Origin of the sequence: Pseudobdellovibrio sp. HCB154 (assembly GCF_046267985.1) — a bacterium.
Taxonomy (GTDB): domain Bacteria; phylum Bdellovibrionota; class Bdellovibrionia; order Bdellovibrionales; family Bdellovibrionaceae; genus Pseudobdellovibrio.
Map to the genome: position 1 here is coordinate 2,306,069 of NZ_CP176530.1, position 14,931 is coordinate 2,320,999.

19 protein-coding genes and 1 tRNA gene are annotated in these 14,931 nt (G+C 40.0%); 10 read left to right on the plus strand and 10 right to left on the minus strand.

The features are described from left to right. Nucleotides 1-10: 10 nt before the first annotated feature. Nucleotides 11-403 carry a Co2+/Mg2+ efflux protein ApaG gene (apaG, locus tag ACKWCF_RS11170; RefSeq protein WP_409477672.1) on the plus strand — a complete coding sequence of 131 codons (393 nt, stop codon included), beginning with the start codon at nt 11-13 and terminating at the stop codon, nt 401-403. 121 nt (nt 404-524) lie between these two features. Here apaG and ACKWCF_RS11175 read toward each other — a convergent pair whose 3' ends face one another. The 3 genes from ACKWCF_RS11175 to ACKWCF_RS11185 are packed head-to-tail and all read right to left on the minus strand — an operon-like array spanning nt 525 to nt 2,467. Beyond that, entirely contained in the window at nt 525-1,103 is a 579-nt protein-coding gene (locus ACKWCF_RS11175; protein WP_409477673.1) for a pyroglutamyl-peptidase I, read from the minus strand. Continuing rightward, nucleotides 1,100-1,720: a pyridoxamine 5'-phosphate oxidase gene (gene pdxH / locus ACKWCF_RS11180; RefSeq protein ID WP_409480257.1), complete on the minus strand. Its 621-nt coding sequence runs from the start codon at nt 1,718-1,720 to the stop codon at nt 1,100-1,102. The genes ACKWCF_RS11175 and pdxH overlap by 4 nt, the downstream gene beginning before the upstream one ends. Nucleotides 1,721-1,756: 36 nt before the next feature. Beyond that, the gene (locus ACKWCF_RS11185; RefSeq protein WP_409477674.1) at nt 1,757-2,467 is read right to left on the minus strand and encodes an FKBP-type peptidyl-prolyl cis-trans isomerase; all 711 of its coding nucleotides are present in this window, start codon (nt 2,465-2,467) and stop codon (nt 1,757-1,759) included. 135 nt (nt 2,468-2,602) lie between these two features. Here ACKWCF_RS11185 and ACKWCF_RS11190 point away from each other — a divergent pair, with 135 nt between their 5' ends. Genes ACKWCF_RS11190 through ACKWCF_RS11200 form a run of 3 tightly spaced genes read left to right on the plus strand, consistent with a single transcriptional unit; the run spans nt 2,603 to nt 5,578 of the window. Further along, complete coding sequence (locus tag ACKWCF_RS11190; protein WP_409477675.1) at nt 2,603-3,478, plus strand: DMT family transporter; 876 nt, start codon at nt 2,603-2,605, stop codon at nt 3,476-3,478. After that, complete coding sequence (locus tag ACKWCF_RS11195; RefSeq protein WP_409477676.1) at nt 3,478-4,167, plus strand: response regulator; 690 nt, start codon at nt 3,478-3,480, stop codon at nt 4,165-4,167. Before ACKWCF_RS11190 ends, ACKWCF_RS11195 begins: the two co-directional genes overlap by 1 nt. Continuing rightward, complete coding sequence (locus tag ACKWCF_RS11200) at nt 4,154-5,578, plus strand: sensor histidine kinase (RefSeq protein WP_409477677.1); 1,425 nt, start codon at nt 4,154-4,156, stop codon at nt 5,576-5,578. Before ACKWCF_RS11195 ends, ACKWCF_RS11200 begins: the two co-directional genes overlap by 14 nt. 32 nt (nt 5,579-5,610) lie before the next feature. Here ACKWCF_RS11200 and ACKWCF_RS11205 read toward each other — a convergent pair whose 3' ends face one another. Then, on the minus strand, nt 5,611-6,882 hold the full coding sequence (locus tag ACKWCF_RS11205) for a putative Na+/H+ antiporter (RefSeq protein ID WP_409477678.1): 1,272 nt from the start codon (nt 6,880-6,882) through the stop codon (nt 5,611-5,613). Beyond that, nucleotides 6,873-7,682, minus strand: a complete 810-nt coding sequence (locus tag ACKWCF_RS11210; protein ID WP_409477679.1) for an HNH endonuclease family protein — start codon at nt 7,680-7,682, stop codon at nt 6,873-6,875. The genes ACKWCF_RS11205 and ACKWCF_RS11210 overlap by 10 nt, the downstream gene beginning before the upstream one ends. A gap of 77 nt (nt 7,683-7,759) precedes the next feature. Here ACKWCF_RS11210 and ACKWCF_RS11215 point away from each other — a divergent pair, with 77 nt between their 5' ends. From ACKWCF_RS11215 to ACKWCF_RS11230, 4 genes are all read left to right on the plus strand, one after another. Continuing rightward, nucleotides 7,760-8,674 (plus strand): hypothetical protein, encoded by a 915-nt coding sequence (locus tag ACKWCF_RS11215; RefSeq protein WP_409477680.1) that lies wholly within the window; start codon nt 7,760-7,762, stop codon nt 8,672-8,674. Nucleotides 8,675-8,752: 78 nt separating this feature from the next. After that, nucleotides 8,753-8,899, plus strand: a complete 147-nt coding sequence (locus tag ACKWCF_RS11220) for a hypothetical protein (protein ID WP_409477681.1) — start codon at nt 8,753-8,755, stop codon at nt 8,897-8,899. A gap of 56 nt (nt 8,900-8,955) precedes the next feature. Next, a complete protein-coding gene (locus ACKWCF_RS11225) occupies nt 8,956-9,570 on the plus strand; it encodes a glutathione S-transferase family protein (RefSeq protein ID WP_409477682.1) in 615 nt (204 codons plus the stop codon). Nucleotides 9,571-9,655: 85 nt separating this feature from the next. Beyond that, a tRNA-Met gene (locus ACKWCF_RS11230) sits at nt 9,656-9,732 on the plus strand. Nucleotides 9,733-9,842: 110 nt separating this feature from the next. Here ACKWCF_RS11230 and ACKWCF_RS11235 read toward each other — a convergent pair. The 4 genes from ACKWCF_RS11235 to ACKWCF_RS11250 all read right to left on the minus strand — a co-directional run bounded on the left by ACKWCF_RS11235 (nt 9,843) and on the right by ACKWCF_RS11250 (nt 13,155). Then, complete coding sequence (locus tag ACKWCF_RS11235; RefSeq protein WP_409477683.1) at nt 9,843-10,280, minus strand: hypothetical protein; 438 nt, start codon at nt 10,278-10,280, stop codon at nt 9,843-9,845. Nucleotides 10,281-10,373: 93 nt separating this feature from the next. Next, nucleotides 10,374-10,832 carry a hypothetical protein gene (locus ACKWCF_RS11240; RefSeq protein ID WP_409477684.1) on the minus strand — a complete coding sequence of 153 codons (459 nt, stop codon included), beginning with the start codon at nt 10,830-10,832 and terminating at the stop codon, nt 10,374-10,376. 39 nt (nt 10,833-10,871) lie between these two features. Then, complete coding sequence (locus tag ACKWCF_RS11245; RefSeq protein ID WP_409477685.1) at nt 10,872-11,642, minus strand: 4-hydroxy-tetrahydrodipicolinate reductase; 771 nt, start codon at nt 11,640-11,642, stop codon at nt 10,872-10,874. A 265-nt stretch (nt 11,643-11,907) separates the two neighbouring features. Beyond that, on the minus strand, nt 11,908-13,155 hold the full coding sequence (locus ACKWCF_RS11250) for an MFS transporter (RefSeq protein WP_409477686.1): 1,248 nt from the start codon (nt 13,153-13,155) through the stop codon (nt 11,908-11,910). Nucleotides 13,156-13,197: 42 nt separating this feature from the next. Here ACKWCF_RS11250 and ACKWCF_RS11255 point away from each other — a divergent pair, with 42 nt between their 5' ends. Together ACKWCF_RS11255 and ACKWCF_RS11260 are read left to right on the plus strand one after the other, a co-directional pair. After that, nucleotides 13,198-13,944, plus strand: coding sequence for a hypothetical protein (locus ACKWCF_RS11255; protein ID WP_409477687.1), 747 nt, complete (start codon nt 13,198-13,200; stop codon nt 13,942-13,944). Nucleotides 13,945-14,106: 162 nt separating this feature from the next. After that, nucleotides 14,107-14,406 (plus strand): hypothetical protein, encoded by a 300-nt coding sequence (locus ACKWCF_RS11260; protein WP_409477688.1) that lies wholly within the window; start codon nt 14,107-14,109, stop codon nt 14,404-14,406. Nucleotides 14,407-14,463: 57 nt separating this feature from the next. On the opposite strand, the gene ACKWCF_RS11265 is transcribed toward ACKWCF_RS11260, so the two are convergent. Continuing rightward, a complete protein-coding gene (locus tag ACKWCF_RS11265) occupies nt 14,464-14,880 on the minus strand; it encodes a low affinity iron permease family protein (protein WP_409477689.1) in 417 nt (138 codons plus the stop codon). Nucleotides 14,881-14,931: the final 51 nt, after the last annotated feature.

Consider the following 14,931-nt stretch of genomic DNA (forward strand, 5'->3'; position numbering starts at 1 on the left):
GCATTATCTTGTGAGCCTGAAAAAACTACCGCTACATGCGAATTTTCAAGTGAGTGCTTTAAGTGTTTATGTGCCGAATGAGTCACAGCCGGATAAGCGTTTACATTTATTTGCCTACAAGGTCACAATCAAAAATATCGGAAATTCTCCTGCACAACTTGTTTCTCGTCACTGGACAATCACTGATGGCTTAGGCCACCAAGAAGATGTTCGTGGCCCAGGTGTTGTAGGTCTTCAACCACGTATTATGCCCAATCAATCTTTTGAATATGAAAGCGCATGCCCCCTGACAACAAGTTCAGGCAGCATGAAAGGCACATATCAATTTATGTCTGACGAAGGCGAACCATTTAACGTGGAAATTCCTGAGTTCTATTTAGTAGCGCCGCAAGCAGTTCACTAAGCCTCGATTTTGAATCACTTAAAACAAATTAGCCAACATACAATGACGCACCAATATCGCTCTGTAGTTCAGATTACATTGTAGACTGAAACCCCGAGCACGAAAAACGCGTCATAATAAATTAACAACGAGAGCGAGCGAAATTAATTATTTCAGAGGCTATCTTTTCCATCTGCTCGAAATCCATTTTTGGATGATGAACTTCACCCTGCTCTGGCAAGAATGGCACATGCACAAAAATAGATGGAATTAACGGATAATTTTTTAAAACCTTGAAATAAAGGTTATTACAAACAAAAGCGCCGGCCGAAAACGACGTTTCAACTTTAAGCTTACGATCAGCTAAAAACTCGGCGCAGTCATCCACGGGAAAAGTCGACATCAATGCCAGCTCGCCGTCACCTATACGACCTACTTCAGGTTTCTTGTTGGCTTCGTCAAAAGACTTCGTTTGGTTCCAGTTTAAAGCAATTTTTTCCAAGCAGACATTGGGGCGACCACCCGCTTGACCGAACATAATGACAAACTTGGGCTTTACTTGTTCGATCTGTTTTTGCAATTCTACAAAGGCACGGTCAAATTCAACAGGTAAAACGACTGTCTTTAGGTCTTGATATTTTACTTTAAGTTTTTCAACCAAGAGCTCGCTTGGGTTGATTTTTTCTTTTAAGAAAGGCTTAAACCCTGAAACTAAAATCATGGAAATCTTAACGACGTCTTCCACTTATAATCTTGCGGATCACTGATTTTATCAAAGCCATTTGTTGCCGTATAAACGTAACGTTCATGCAGTCGACCGTTTCTACCAAACCAGAATTCGATCTCGCGCGGTAGGATTCTGTAGCCACCCCAATGCGGAGGGCGCGGTATTTTTTGGCCTTCGAATTTCTTTTCGATTTCAGCCATACGCTGATGAAACTGATCAAAGCTTTGCAAATCTTCAGATTGAAGTGAAGCCCACGCCCCTAACTGGTTCAAGCGAGCACGCGAAGCAAAGTATTGATCAGATTCACTGTTAGTTAATTTTTCAACAATTCCCGAAATACGAATCTGTTGATCTAAGTGTGGCCAGTAGAAATTGGCACAGATATTCGGGTTTTTCTCTAAGTCATGACCTTTACGGCCAAGATAGTTGGTATAAAAAGAAAACCCACCGCGAATCATTCCTTTAAAGTACACGATTCGCACAGTGGGTTCATTTTTATCGTTCACCGTCGCGATAGACATCGTTTGGTGTTCAGGTATTCCTTTGATCTGAGCCGCCTTAAATAAGTTATCGAAATTCAAAAAAGGATCTTTTTTAAAATCAAAACTCATCATGGGCGACTCCGAATCTTAAGGAAAAAGTATTAACTACTTTTTACCTTTTTTAGCTGGAGCTGGTGCTGGAGCAGCAGCTGCTTTAACGATATCTAATAATTCAACTTCGAATACTAAAGCTGAATTTGGTGGGATGCCTGGACGACCAGAAGCACCGTAAGCTAACTCAGGTGGGATGAATAATTTGTATTTAGAACCAACTTTCATCATTTGAAGAGCTTCAGTCCAACCTGGGATTACGCCACCAACTGGAAATTCAGCAGGTTGACCACGGTCGTAAGAAGAATCAAATTGTTCGCCAGTAGTTAAAGTACCTTTGTAGTGACATTTAACTGTGTCAGTTTTAGTTGGGATAGCGCCTGTACCTTCAGATACAACGATGTATTGAAGACCAGAAGCTGTCACTTTAACACCTTCAGCAGTTTTGTTTTTTTCTAAGAACGCAGCTGAATTAGCTTTGTTTTTGTCAGCTTCTTCAGATTGTTTTTTCATAGCCATTTCTTGTAATTTCATCATGGCTTTTTGGATTTCATCTTCTTTTAATTCAGATTTACCAGCCATAGCGTCTGTTAAAGAAGCCGCTAAAGTTTTTGCATCGATTTCGATGTTTTGAGCTTTTAAATTACGACCGATTTGTTGACCGATAGCGTAGCTCGCCTGACCTTTGTCAGATTTTAAATCTGGCTTGTTACAGCCAACAAGTCCAATAACTGCAACTGCAGCTACTAACATGATTTTGTTCATAGGTGTCTCCTGTTAATGTTGTTTTCTTTTTTGTATTTCTTAGTTGAATCTGTGTTAGCAGAATTCTTGTTAAAAAATAAAATTCGTTTACACTAAAAAGCATGATCGAATTCCTAAACATTTCAAAGATTTAACATGCTGCACATAAGTCTTTATTTTATAGCCTTAGTTTCACTCTCAACGTCACCAAATTGGGCAAAACTTAATCATATGTCGTCGGTGACCTTAGGTTTTTACCGTTTAGCTGGGGCATCTCTTCTCTTATTTCTTTACATGCTCTTTGCTAAGAAATTAAAAAAAATTAATTTTGACAGAAACCTTGTCTGGGCGCTGTCATCGGGATTCTTTTTCTTTCTTCACCTTTGGACTTACAAATATGCCTCAAAGCACACCTTAGTTTCCAATACGATGATTCTTTTTGCGACTAACCCTGTCTGGGCTACCTTAGGCGGACAAGTGTTCTTTAAAGAATACATCAAACCACGCGTGATCTATTCCTACATGTTGGCGCTGATCGGCGTATTCATGTTAGTTGCGCAAAATCTTCAACTAACTCCCGAAAACCACTTAGGAAACGTGGCGGCCTTAGTGTCTGCGTTTTTCTATGCGCTTTATATGTTAACCAGTAAAAAAGCTCGTTTACATATGGCCAATAACGACTTTTCGTTAATTCAGTACTCAACCTGCGCGTTAATGTTTGCGATTGCGGTTCTTTCAACCGACGCACCGATGACCGGCTTTGATGCGATTTCTTGGTGGTCAGTTCTGGGGTTAATTATCTTTCCAACCTTCTTAGGGCATATGAGTTTTACTTACCTGGTCAAACACATGAATTTAGGACTTATGAGCTGTGGAAAACTAATTGAACCGATTATCGCGACTATTTTTGCCTATTTCTTATTTAACGAGCACTTAGGAAGTAATGCGATTTACGCGTTTATTTTGACAGGTGTTTCCGTACTTATTTTATTCTGGCCAACCATTAATAAACGCGCAAATATGCATGAGTAATGCGTATTTTAGTTATCGAAGACCAAGCAAAAACCGCCCAGTTTTTAAAACGTGGGCTTAACGAAGTCGGCTATTCAGTAGATATCGCTGAAAGTGGATCTGCCGGCGAAAGTTATATCGCAAGTTCAGAATATGATCTGATTATTCTAGATGTGATGTTGCCTGACCAAAACGGCATGGATACCGCCCGCCACATTCGCCGAGACGGATTTCAAGGTCCGATCTTAATGTTAACTGCATTAGCGACAACAAAAGATAAAGTGCATGGTCTTGATGCCGGAGCTGATGACTACTTAACAAAACCTTTTGCTTTTGATGAATTATTAGCTCGCGTGCGTGCGTTGTTACGCCGTAACTCTTCAGGCACTAGTGTAAATTCAGTTTTAAAATATTCAGACTTAGAGTTAGATCTAATTCACCGTAGAGTCTTACGTGAAGGTAAAGAAATTACACTTACCGCAAAAGAATTTTCGCTTTTAGAATACTTTATGCGAAACCCTGAACGCCCGTTAGGCCGTGTTTCAATTGCTGAACATGTTTGGGATATTCATTTTGATTCTGAAAGTAACGTGATTGATGTGTACATCAATTTACTTCGTAAAAAAGTCGACGCTGGTTTTTCAAAAAAATTAATTCAAACTGTCGTTGGCGTTGGGTACGTTTTAAAAGATAGCCATGAAAAGGCTTAGTCTACGCGTTCGTTTAACAGCCCTCTTTGTTGTGATCTACGGATCAACAACGATTCTATTTTCGTTATTTGCGTATTATAAGTTGAATGAATCCTTACTGCATGATTTTGATAATGCTCTTTACAACTACTCAATCGATATTTCTCAAACGATTGAATACGGGCCATCGATCGATTTAAATTTACCCCAATTAATCATGGAAGAAGGAAAGATCTTTCCTTTCCCATCAGGAACTGCGCTTATTTTAGTGCGCCATATTTCTGGAGAAATTTTAAGTCGCAGTGGTAATTTCGGGTTATTCCTTCCGCCGTTTCAAACCGAAGTGAAAAAGATTTTAAAAGGCGCTGATTCGGCATACGTAACTATTAATGACACGGATGTGATTCCTGAGGCCGAAGCGAACACTTACCGGGTTATTACTTTTCCGTTAGATAGCGAAACGAACCCGACCTTGTTTTTACAAATCGCAGCCCCGCGCGTGACCTTAGAAACACAAACACGCCAGTTAAAAAATATTCTGCAATTTGGTTTACCTGCGGTGTTAGCAGTGGCCATTTTAGCGGGATTATTCTTTGCTTCGCGTGCCCTTCGCCCAGTGCAAGAGATGATTCAGTTTACGAACCGTTTACGTGCTGAAGATTTACATGAGCGTATTCCGCTTCCAGGCACGCGTGATGAAATCAGAAAATTAGCAGAAACCTTAAACGAGATGCTCGAACGTATTGAAAAAGCGTTTACTTCGCAGGAACGTTTCGTAGCCGATGCGTCTCATCAGCTGTTAACACCACTGACGATTTTAAAAGGCGAAATTGAAACCAATGCCCGTTCAACTCAAGATGAAGCTCAGCAAAAGGTTTATAAAAGTTTATTGCAAGAAGTAGATAATCTTTCACGTATCGTAAAAGATATGCTTTTATTAGCCCGCATTGATGCCGGCGAAAGTGCTTTGCAGTTTTCAGAAATTTACTTAGATGAAATTCTAATTGATGTGATTTCTCGCTTACAAAGATTGGCAAAAACTAAAAACATTCAGATTTCTTTTGATTTATTAAACCAAGAACAGCGCGCCCCGATTTTAGGTGACGCTGATTTACTGATAAATTTAGTTATGAATCTGATCGAAAATTCGATTAAGTATTCACCTGAAGGCCAAGCCATCTTAGTTAAACTTGATTGGGAAAAATCAGCGAATAAACTCACGGTTGAAGATTTCGGCCAAGGTATTCCTGAATCATTACGAGCTCAGGTGTTTAACCGCTTCAGCCGCGCTGATACCTCAAGTAACACCAAAGGTTTCGGTTTGGGATTAGCGATCGCACAAAAGATCGCGCTTCTTCACAAAAGCGAAATTCAATTTGTCGAAAAACCAGCCCCAGGAACCCTCGTAGAATTAAAATTCCAAAACAAATAAGGTACGGCCTACCGTTTAGAAAGCGCCGCTTTTTAGAAATTTCCGAGCAACATGAAAAATAGGCAAGCTATGGCCGTTGGAACAATCGCCGCCAGTAATAGCTTCACCGCATTTAAGCTAGAGTTTGGAAAACGCGACGCTAGAATAGAAAAACCTGCTGGGTTAGGAGCATTAGCTAAAATTGTTAAACCGCCCCCCGTAATGGCGCCTGATACCAAGGCCCATTTCGACGAATTACTTAAACTTTCTACTTGCGATCCTAAGTAAGTTAACGCTGCATTATCGGTCACGGCTGTTAAACCGGTGGCTGCAAAGAACAACGCCTTATCTGTAATGACTTGTAAAATCGGTGTTAACCACCATTTTTGCATCGAACCAAAAATAATTAAACCGGCCAAGAAAAAGCCGACTAAAAAAGCCTCTTTAAACTTTAACCCGTCTTGGTATTTCTTAGTTACGGTCGTTAAGCCGATGAAAGCCATAAATAAGCTCATAAAAACATTTTGATAATGAGAACTCATCACAACAAAAACCATCAGTAACACGTGAAGGATAATAACCCACCAAGGCATTGGGTAATGTTCCGCTTCTAACTTCGAAATCTGTTCGGAAATTTTCTTTTTAAAAACTAAACAGAACAACAAGGCATTCACAAAAACCGCACAAATAACGGCTTCACCTAAATTGACAAAAACGTCTTTTAAACCCCAGCCGAATTTCTGAGCCACGATTAAAATCGGCGGAGCCGCAAAGTGCGTAAGACCGCCACCGATAGAAATGTTCACAAACAGAAGAGCCAAAACGCCGTAAAGCAATTTTTCGTCGGCCTTATCCAGCATGCGGTAGAGTAATAACGCTAAGATAGTGATTGCTGCGGGTTCAGTAATCAACGACCCTAACATCGGACCAAAGCTTAAAAGCACAAAAATTTGGATGATTTTTTCATCTACAGGAACAATGCGACTCAACACATGCACGATAGAAAGTAAAAATGTACGCGCGATCGTAACGATCGGCCGAGTTGAAGCTAGAATCATAATACAGAACACAAATAAAGGTTCTGTCATATTCAGAGACTGCTGATAATCAATCACTTTCGACGGACCTTCTATAATGGCCCAAACCGTTAAAAAGATACCTGCCCAGAAACCGAAGACCACTTCGACCTCAGCCAGTAGGTGAAAAAAAGATTCACCGATTGAATCAGCAGGAAACTTTTTACTTAATTTTGCAAAGACTGGCGTTAAAAAGCTATGCACTAAAGCAAAAGCCAAAAACACCGTTGAGAGAACTTCTATTGACATAGGTTTTTGTTAGCTTCCATATATCTGCGGTTCGCTTGAATTTCAGCGGTAGAGACAGTCATATCTTCTGTAGAACATTGATTCTCTTTTAATTGATTTTCAATCGCAGCGACTTCACGCGGAGTTAACTTTAACTCCCAGATGTATTTAATTTCTAGCCAAGTACGTAAGTACTCGCAAATAAAAGATTTATTCGGCGGAGTCCATTCAAGTGGAGATTTATCGCTTTTACGCATGTTCTCAGGGCCGTTAACTGATAATAAATGAAAATCATTACCTAAGTAGTTAGCGTATAAACAGCGTTTAGCATTTGACCAGGTATGAGCCCCCGTCATGTACGCATTTTTTAAAGCCACCACGTGATCAATTTGGATATCGTCAGCATCAGTGTAGTTTTTATTTGTGTAAGGGTCATACCATTGCCCTGCAGTCACTGTGCAGCTGCTGTTTGTTGATACACCTACACTTGAATCACGTTGTAAAACCACACCGCGTGTATTTAGACATGAATTTTTAATTGGTCTGATCCATTCACCAAATTGGCTATCGCGATCATAATCTTTTGCTGGAAGCGGAAAAGTCGCATTCACTTTAGCGAAAGCCGCTAAATTAATAGTTTCGCCGGTAGCTGGAGCAAAAACAAAATAATGAGAGTATTTAAAAGTTTCAGATGTCGCTTGTTGGCTAAGCTCTTGGTACGCCGATGTCGTCGCAATTGATGCATTAAGCGCGTACGACTGCACCGCAAACAGCATCATGCCTGTAATAAAAAGATTTCTGATCTGGTGGCTCGTCATCATTCTTCAACCCCTTCCTTGAAGTTTGAATACAACTTGGCTACATTTCATTAAATTAAGAGAGAGATTTCAACCAGAAAATGAAAGATTCATTCAAACCCCTATTCTGCGCGCCGTCTTTTTACTCACATTATCAAGATTCGTTTAGGATCATTGATGAGGCGATCGTAAAATTGCACTGGGATAAGACATCAGAGGTCATGCTTTGGGCAGCGCTTCTGTGTTTACTACGAAGACCACAGGATTGGTTTGGCGGAATCTGTTCCACTTTGCCTCGCAATAATGCAGACACAATTCCCCATTTTTTACCTTATGAATTAACTCAAAAATTAAAGATCGATTGGCCAAAAAAATTACCGACAGATATTTCGTTTTCTGAATTTTTACGAACGGTAAAAATCAAACCGCTGCCTGAAGTTTTGCAAAGGGCGATGTATTTTATTTTCACCCAAAAATACCCGATCACCGTACTAGAGTACGAACCATCGCCTTCTGAGCTTTTGCAGATCCAGTGCGAAGGACGAAGGATTATCACTTTTAAAAATGATTATCAAAATTGGCCGACCAAGCTTTTCGGAAAACGTGACCCTTTAAGCTTCTGGCTGCATGACTGCGTTCATGCCGAACACTATTTTTCACAGCCCGAACACTTCGTCAGCCAACTTGGGTTTTACAAATTCGTGGCTGGGGCACATGCGGCCGATTGTTGGCCTAAAATTTCAGAAAACCCCGAGTTTGAGGGGGATTTTTCTTACCTGATTTCGGATATGAACTCGCACCCGATTCACCTTTTTAAGACTTTAAAGGCAATCACTGACATCCATTTTAAAGCTGAATCTGTGGGCATCTGGGACAAGGTCATAAGCACCTCATCAGGGTCAACTGAAGAGTTGAATGCTTTGCGTAAACTCAATACCACTTATTTTGTCGATAACGACTGTGACGCCTTGCTGCAATTAACAAAACGTCTGGGAGCACAGAGCTATTCCACTTAGACCTAGGTTAGTTCAAAGCCCCTTGGTATACTCTTAAGTGTGTCGATTTAGACACAAAAAAGCAAGAAAGGAGGCAAAATGGAAATGAACAACACGAAAACTTCGAACACTAAAACTGAAACTTCGAATACTGCAAACACTACTTCTGCAAACCACTCGGCGCCTCAACAGGCAAAGCCGTTCAACCTTAAAAAACGCAAACGTAAAGCCCCTGCTGGCTGGTAGCACTAACTTCGGTTAGGTGCTTCCGCCGCGGCTCGCGGCGTGATAGCGTTCCCTTCATGAAATTATATTACGCCAATCTTTCTCCCTACACCCGCAAGGTGATGGCCACAGCGATTATCACAGGCCTAACAGATAAAATCGAAACCATTGATCTAATGACCGACGGAAAGTTTACGCCCACGCCTGAACTAAAAAAGGCTAACCCGTTAGGTAAAATCCCCGCTTTGTTATTAGCTAACGGCGAAACCGTGGTGGATTCTCCGGTGATCTGCGAATATTTAAACACCAAATCTGTGAAAGGCTCGATTTACCCAAAAGAAGAACAAGCTTACTTCTTTCAACGTAAGCTTGAGGCTTTAGCTGATGGTTGCACTGATGCCACTTTACTTCGTAGGTACGAATCGGTTCGCCCGCCTGAGCTTCAAAGTGCCGAGTGGGATGCGAAACAGAAAGAGAAAATGACTTTGTCATTTCAGTACTTCGACTCGGTAGCTTCAAAGCTTGGAACGTCTGAGTTTTTTATCGGCGAGATCAGTGTCGTTGCGATGATTGATTATGCAGACATTCGTTTCCCGCAAGAAAACTGGCTATCAACAGCTCCCAATTTGAAAAAATGGTACGATCAGGTTAGCAAATTACCGCTATTTAGCGAAACAGCGCCTAAAAAATAGGTTTTTAAGAAATTTTCGGGCACTTGTTTGACAAGGGTTCGGTTCGCCTTTAAAACTAACGTTCACTTTGAATATCTTTGACGGTGGTGGGGTAGCTCAGCTGGTTAGAGCAACGGAATCATAATCCGTAGGTCGGCGGTTCAAGTCCGCCTCTCACTACCAATTTTTTCTTTTTATATATTATTGTTCTTCGGTTGCGACTGAAGAAAGTTTCGACGGAAATGAGCCTCTGGGCGAAATATTAAACCTGCTGAAAAGCAGGTTTTTTACTTTTATCTTCCCGCAGGAACAAAAGAAACTTTGTCACAAAGATTTTTAAAAGTTTCGTAATCAGGATTTCTTCTGTTTTTAAATTTTGAAGTTTCGATCACGAAAAGTTCTTCTCCGGGAGGACCGAACATCGTGCCATAGGTGTAACCGTCTATTAGACTTGCCCAATCAACAATCGCTTTATTGTCTGAAGTTTTAAAACTACCCTTCTCTAGACTGTGACTTGCGGCTTCATTTTCTATTCTTTGAAATGCGGCCTGGCCACTCGATGAATCGTAGCGAAAGACTTGAACTTCGCCATTTTTATTTATTTTATGGATTGTTACTCGACCTGTTTGGATCACCAAATAAGGTCCTCTTGAATCTAGTTTCGTATCAGCCTTAGCTGCTAACGAAGTAAAGGCTACGAAAAATACCGCTACTAAAAAATTAGACGACATAGATTTCTCCCCCGAAGTATTAGAATACCTCGGGAGAATAAATCAACTAAAGTTGTTTAGTAGCATTTCTCAAATTGAGACAGTAAATTTAAACTATTGAGAAAAGCAGATGATTGCAGTTTTTGGATTTCCATTTTTAATCAAAGCAAAAGAAAATATCCCCAGATTAAACTTTGAAGATGTTCGAAAATCAATTTTACGTTCTTCAAAAATATTTCCAGACTTAGTTGTGAATGAAAAAAATAGATCATTAGCGTTTAACTTCTTTAGCTTTGCCGCCGAAAAATTTTTCAAATCGCAGCTATTGGTCTTATATACCGAATAACTTCCTCCTGAAAGTTTGAAGGCTTCAAATTCTAGATGAACATCTTCTTTTTTTGTTGCTGTGGTTATTCTGAATTTTGCTTTTTTGTAGGCGGGATTTAAAATCTTATCAAAGTTTATCGACTTCGCATCTTCAGCAGCTTCACTAGCCATTAAAAAAGTAGGCATTAGAAGCAAGTCAGCACAGACTAATACTAAAATCAATTTTTTGTTAAGCAACGCAAACACAGTTCCTCCATCGAATTAAAACAGATTCTAGAAAAATTTCTATAATCCTAAATTTTGGATATGCGTGAGAAACTTTTCTTGAAAAACATTTTCCATTTTGTATAGACCAGATTGTTTCTCCATAAGCCATTTAGCCGCAAATATTGCACCTGTTCCGAAAGCCGAACGACTAACACTTTCATGAGTTAATCTTAAAGTTTGGTACGGAAGTCCAAAAATCACTTCATGTTTTCCGACGATGCCACCTACGCGAATAGAATTTACATGATTTTTCTCATCAAGATCTAAATGTTCCGCTATTTTTAATGCTGTACCTGAAACTTCTTTTTTATTTCTGAAATGTTCTTCTACAATTTCAACGTCCGCATTTGGAATAATCTGTTTAAGTAACTTCGAAGCGATAAGCAGCCAGTTTATACCCAGTGTAATATTAGGAGAAGCCAAGACCGCGGTTTGTTGACTGGCTATCTTGATTAACTCGATTTCTTGAGCCGAGTAATTTGAGATTGCTGATACTACTTTGACACCGCGAGCAGCGAGAATACTGTAAAGTTTTGTTGAGCCACCTACTGAAAAATCTATGACAATATCGACAGGATTTGCTTTCAAAAAATTCTCGCAAAACATATCGACTGAAACAAATGGTGCAAATTTTTCGGTATAACCTAGTGAGTGACTCGCATAAAGCGTGTTGGGATTAACATTTTTTTTCATGACCCATTTGAGATTGAAGTCTGAGTCTTTAGCTAGTTCCTGGGCTACGAGTAATCCCGTTTTTCCAAATCCAAATAAGCCGACGTTAAAGCGCATAGGTCACCTTTCAGCGAAAAGCGACCCTACTTTTCCAATACTGCAACAAAAGTTGCACCCTAACAAACATTAAATTTCACTTTATAAGTATAGAAGCACCAAGCCGCCGTAAAGAAAAAAAATAAACGCGCAACTCTAAAATCTGTCTTTTAGACTAGAAATATTCATAGCGCGTTGGATAAATTTCATTTTTTTAGAGTTTGTTTACTAGAAATTTTATTCTGAAAATAAAATTTAACCGTTTATTGTTCGTGCGTATCTGCCATCAGTTCTTCTTCATAACTGATGGATCATGACGAATATATTTATCGTTGATGAATTTCATCATAAATACCGTCACTGTCACTGTGCCTACTAACACATAACCAAGAATATCGAAGTGCTCTAAAAATCCATCAGGCCTTTTTACAACGATATATCCCGCTATCACCGCGGCAATCCCACCTGAAATCGACTGTAACGAAGAGCTTACCGCCATAAAGGCTCCGCGATCAGCAGGCGTTGGCAAAGCTGACATCAGAGCCTGTGATGGAATCATGCGTGAGAAAATTCCGACGAACATCACCGTATTTACGATCATCACTGTAATTAGAGAGCTTGGTCCCATATTTGTGTAATACACAACCATCACGGCAGATAGAATAGCGCCAAAAATAAATGTTCTTAGTTTACCGAATGAGTCACTCATCTTACCCACAAGAGGACCAATAAAAATCGTTGCGACTCCCGTTACCAGATAGATTAAAGGTAAATCACCCATCGTAAGTTTAAGATTCTGTACCGTAAAATCAGTTCCAAACGGCATTAACATAAATCCACCGATTGACATCAAAGCTGTGGCCGCAAATGCAAAAAGATATTTTGTATTAGAAACGGTTGTTAACATGTGATTTAAAGCATTGTGATCAACACGAGCTGCTTTCACGTGGGCATCAATTGGTTTTAAGTAAACCACAATGATTACGCCTACTAATGCACTGATCGCAACGATCATAAAAAACGGTGCATGCCATCCCCAAAGGTTTGAAATATATAATCCAGCCGGTAGACCCAGAATCTGACTGGCTGCAAAGGCTGTCTGGATATACCCCATCACGCGGCCACGTAGTGATAAATCAAACACATCAGCGGCAATGGCTAAAACTACAGAACCAACAACGCCACCGAAAAGACCAGTTACAATTCTTGCCAGCACCATAAAGTGAAAGCTTGGGGCGATAGCACACAGAAAAGTTCCTATGATAAATCCTACATAAAAGAAAAGCAGAAACTTCTTACGGTCAAAGCGGTCAGCAAAACCTGAAGCTAGAATTCCCGAAATCCCCGCGCTGAAAGCGTAGGCTGAAACAACCACACCGAATTGTGACGGGTCCATTTTAAGGGCTGGCATCATGAGCGCCCCTAACGGCGCCATAATCATAAAATCAAGGATGATAGTAAATTGAAGAAAAGCCAAAAGTGCGACTACGAACTTTTGATAACCTGTAAAAGTAACGTCATTTTTTGAATTCATAGAATCATACTAGCTGTTACATAAGCACAGTCACTAAATAAAATGATGTTAATGTCCGGAAAACTTCTGCATAATTTAGCCATGAAGCTTTCATTCAAGAGTTTACTTGTTATAACCTGCGTATTCATGGCCACTTATTGGTTCTTTGCAAAAAACCAAAAGACTGCCACACCCGTTTCTACCGAAGAAGCTGAAACAGACACTGCACAGCCCGAAGTTAAAACCAAAGCACCAATTCAAGCGCAAGCGGCTGCTCACACCGCTAACGAGGTGGCACCAGCTAAACCGCAGCCAGCAACTGCTACTGCTACAGATACAATAGCTGAAACGCCTCCGGCACAAAAACCACCTGAAAACACAGATACTGCGGTTACAAACACAAGTTTTGCAGACACGCGAAAGAAAATTATAGCCGCTGCAATCACAGATATAAATTCGGCCTTTAAAAGTGGACAACCGCTTAATGTTCAGGTTTTGCAAAATTTAAAAAAGCTAAGAGGTGGTTTGATCGAATTTTATGATGGCCGCGAACAAGTTGATTTTGATTGGAGTATATCTGCAGAAACTCTAAGTCTCAAATTTGGCGAACGCACGCAAAGTTGCAAATCTTCAGAACACCTTAAAGGTATCACTGACGACTCAGCTGCAATTCTTATTCTAAGCTGCGATAAAAATTTCTATATCCAGCTTTACCGTGATAGCGAGTTTATGTACTTCGGAAACTTTTTTGAAAGAATCAGCGTTAATAATTCTTATAAACGCTCCGGCTTTGTGCACCTGCTGATGTGAGCAAGCAAAATGAATTCGTAGTTGAAAATCAAATAGCGTTATCCATCGCTAACGTTTTTCAGCGCTAACAGAATTTAACAACGCGTTGTAGTTCTTGTATCTAGTAACTTTGACCACATTTTTAAAATCACTTTATAACAACGCCACACAAACGGAGGATTTATGAAAACTGTTATCGTATTATTAGCTACTGTAGCTTCAATGTCTGCCCACGCGCTTTCTAGCACGTACGGAAAATTATCTTTTTCTGGTGGCGAATACCACTGCACTGTTACTAACAACGGTGGAACTAAAACTTACAAATACGTTGTTTACAACATGGAAAGACGTGTTGGTAAAGATCGCGAAGTAACTGTTCAACAAAGAATCGACTTAGCTGTTGCAGCTGGCGAGACTGTATCTGTTGGATCTGGCATTTCAGCTAACTTAGTTGGCCAACACTGCAGATTCTTAGCTAAATAATTTTATTTAGTTCTAAGTTGAAACTAAAAATGCCGATCTTCGTGATCGGCGTTTTTTTTAATTCTTAATATCTGGCATTTCAGTATCGACTTTGCCCGCTTTTAAATCTTTACGGGCTTTTTCGGCCAACATTTCATAATTTTCGCGAAGCTTAGAAATTTCTGAATCTTCTAATTCTTCTAAATCTAATAAAGCATTATGGGCCCCTTGGGTGGCGCGAATGAGTTCATCTAATTTAATCTGAATCGCCGCCGTATCGCGGTTTTGTGTACTTTGAATTAAAAAAACCATTAAAAAAGTAATAATGGTTGTGCTGGTATTAATGATTAATTGCCACGTGTCACTAAAATCAAAGAATGGTCCTGAAATGAGCCAGGCCAGAATAATAAAAATGGCTAACCCGAAAGTTAAAGGCTTTCCGGAAAAATTTGCGGCCGCTTTCGAAAATCTGGTGAAGAGCGTTTTCTTTTCCACAGCACAAAAATATCTATCCAAAAAAAAATTAAGTAAATAAACGCCACGGCA

Excerpts from the sequence above, each read along its gene's own strand:
- ACKWCF_RS11200 (WP_409477677.1), top strand. The coding sequence starts at position 4,154 with ATGAAAAGGCTTAGTCTACGCGTTCGTTTAACAGCCCTCTTTGTTGTG.
- ACKWCF_RS11220 (WP_409477681.1), top strand. The coding sequence starts at position 8,753 with ATGGAAATGAACAACACGAAAACTTCGAACACTAAAACTGAAACTTCG.
- ACKWCF_RS11235 (WP_409477683.1), bottom strand. The coding sequence starts at position 10,280 with ATGTCGTCTAATTTTTTAGTAGCGGTATTTTTCGTAGCCTTTACTTCG.
- ACKWCF_RS11255 (WP_409477687.1), top strand. The coding sequence starts at position 13,198 with ATGATGTTAATGTCCGGAAAACTTCTGCATAATTTAGCCATGAAGCTT.
- ACKWCF_RS11190 (WP_409477675.1), top strand. The coding sequence starts at position 2,603 with ATGCTGCACATAAGTCTTTATTTTATAGCCTTAGTTTCACTCTCAACG.
- ACKWCF_RS11195 (WP_409477676.1), top strand. The coding sequence starts at position 3,478 with ATGCGTATTTTAGTTATCGAAGACCAAGCAAAAACCGCCCAGTTTTTA.
- ACKWCF_RS11205 (WP_409477678.1), bottom strand. The coding sequence starts at position 6,882 with ATGTCAATAGAAGTTCTCTCAACGGTGTTTTTGGCTTTTGCTTTAGTG.
- ACKWCF_RS11260 (WP_409477688.1), top strand. The coding sequence starts at position 14,107 with ATGAAAACTGTTATCGTATTATTAGCTACTGTAGCTTCAATGTCTGCC.
- ACKWCF_RS11185 (WP_409477674.1), bottom strand. The coding sequence starts at position 2,467 with ATGAACAAAATCATGTTAGTAGCTGCAGTTGCAGTTATTGGACTTGTT.
- ACKWCF_RS11250 (WP_409477686.1), bottom strand. The coding sequence starts at position 13,155 with ATGAATTCAAAAAATGACGTTACTTTTACAGGTTATCAAAAGTTCGTA.
- pdxH (WP_409480257.1), bottom strand. The coding sequence starts at position 1,720 with ATGAGTTTTGATTTTAAAAAAGATCCTTTTTTGAATTTCGATAACTTA.
- ACKWCF_RS11225 (WP_409477682.1), top strand. The coding sequence starts at position 8,956 with ATGAAATTATATTACGCCAATCTTTCTCCCTACACCCGCAAGGTGATG.
- ACKWCF_RS11215 (WP_409477680.1), top strand. The coding sequence starts at position 7,760 with ATGAAAGATTCATTCAAACCCCTATTCTGCGCGCCGTCTTTTTACTCA.
- ACKWCF_RS11245 (WP_409477685.1), bottom strand. The coding sequence starts at position 11,642 with ATGCGCTTTAACGTCGGCTTATTTGGATTTGGAAAAACGGGATTACTC.
- ACKWCF_RS11210 (WP_409477679.1), bottom strand. The coding sequence starts at position 7,682 with ATGATGACGAGCCACCAGATCAGAAATCTTTTTATTACAGGCATGATG.
- ACKWCF_RS11175 (WP_409477673.1), bottom strand. The coding sequence starts at position 1,103 with ATGATTTTAGTTTCAGGGTTTAAGCCTTTCTTAAAAGAAAAAATCAAC.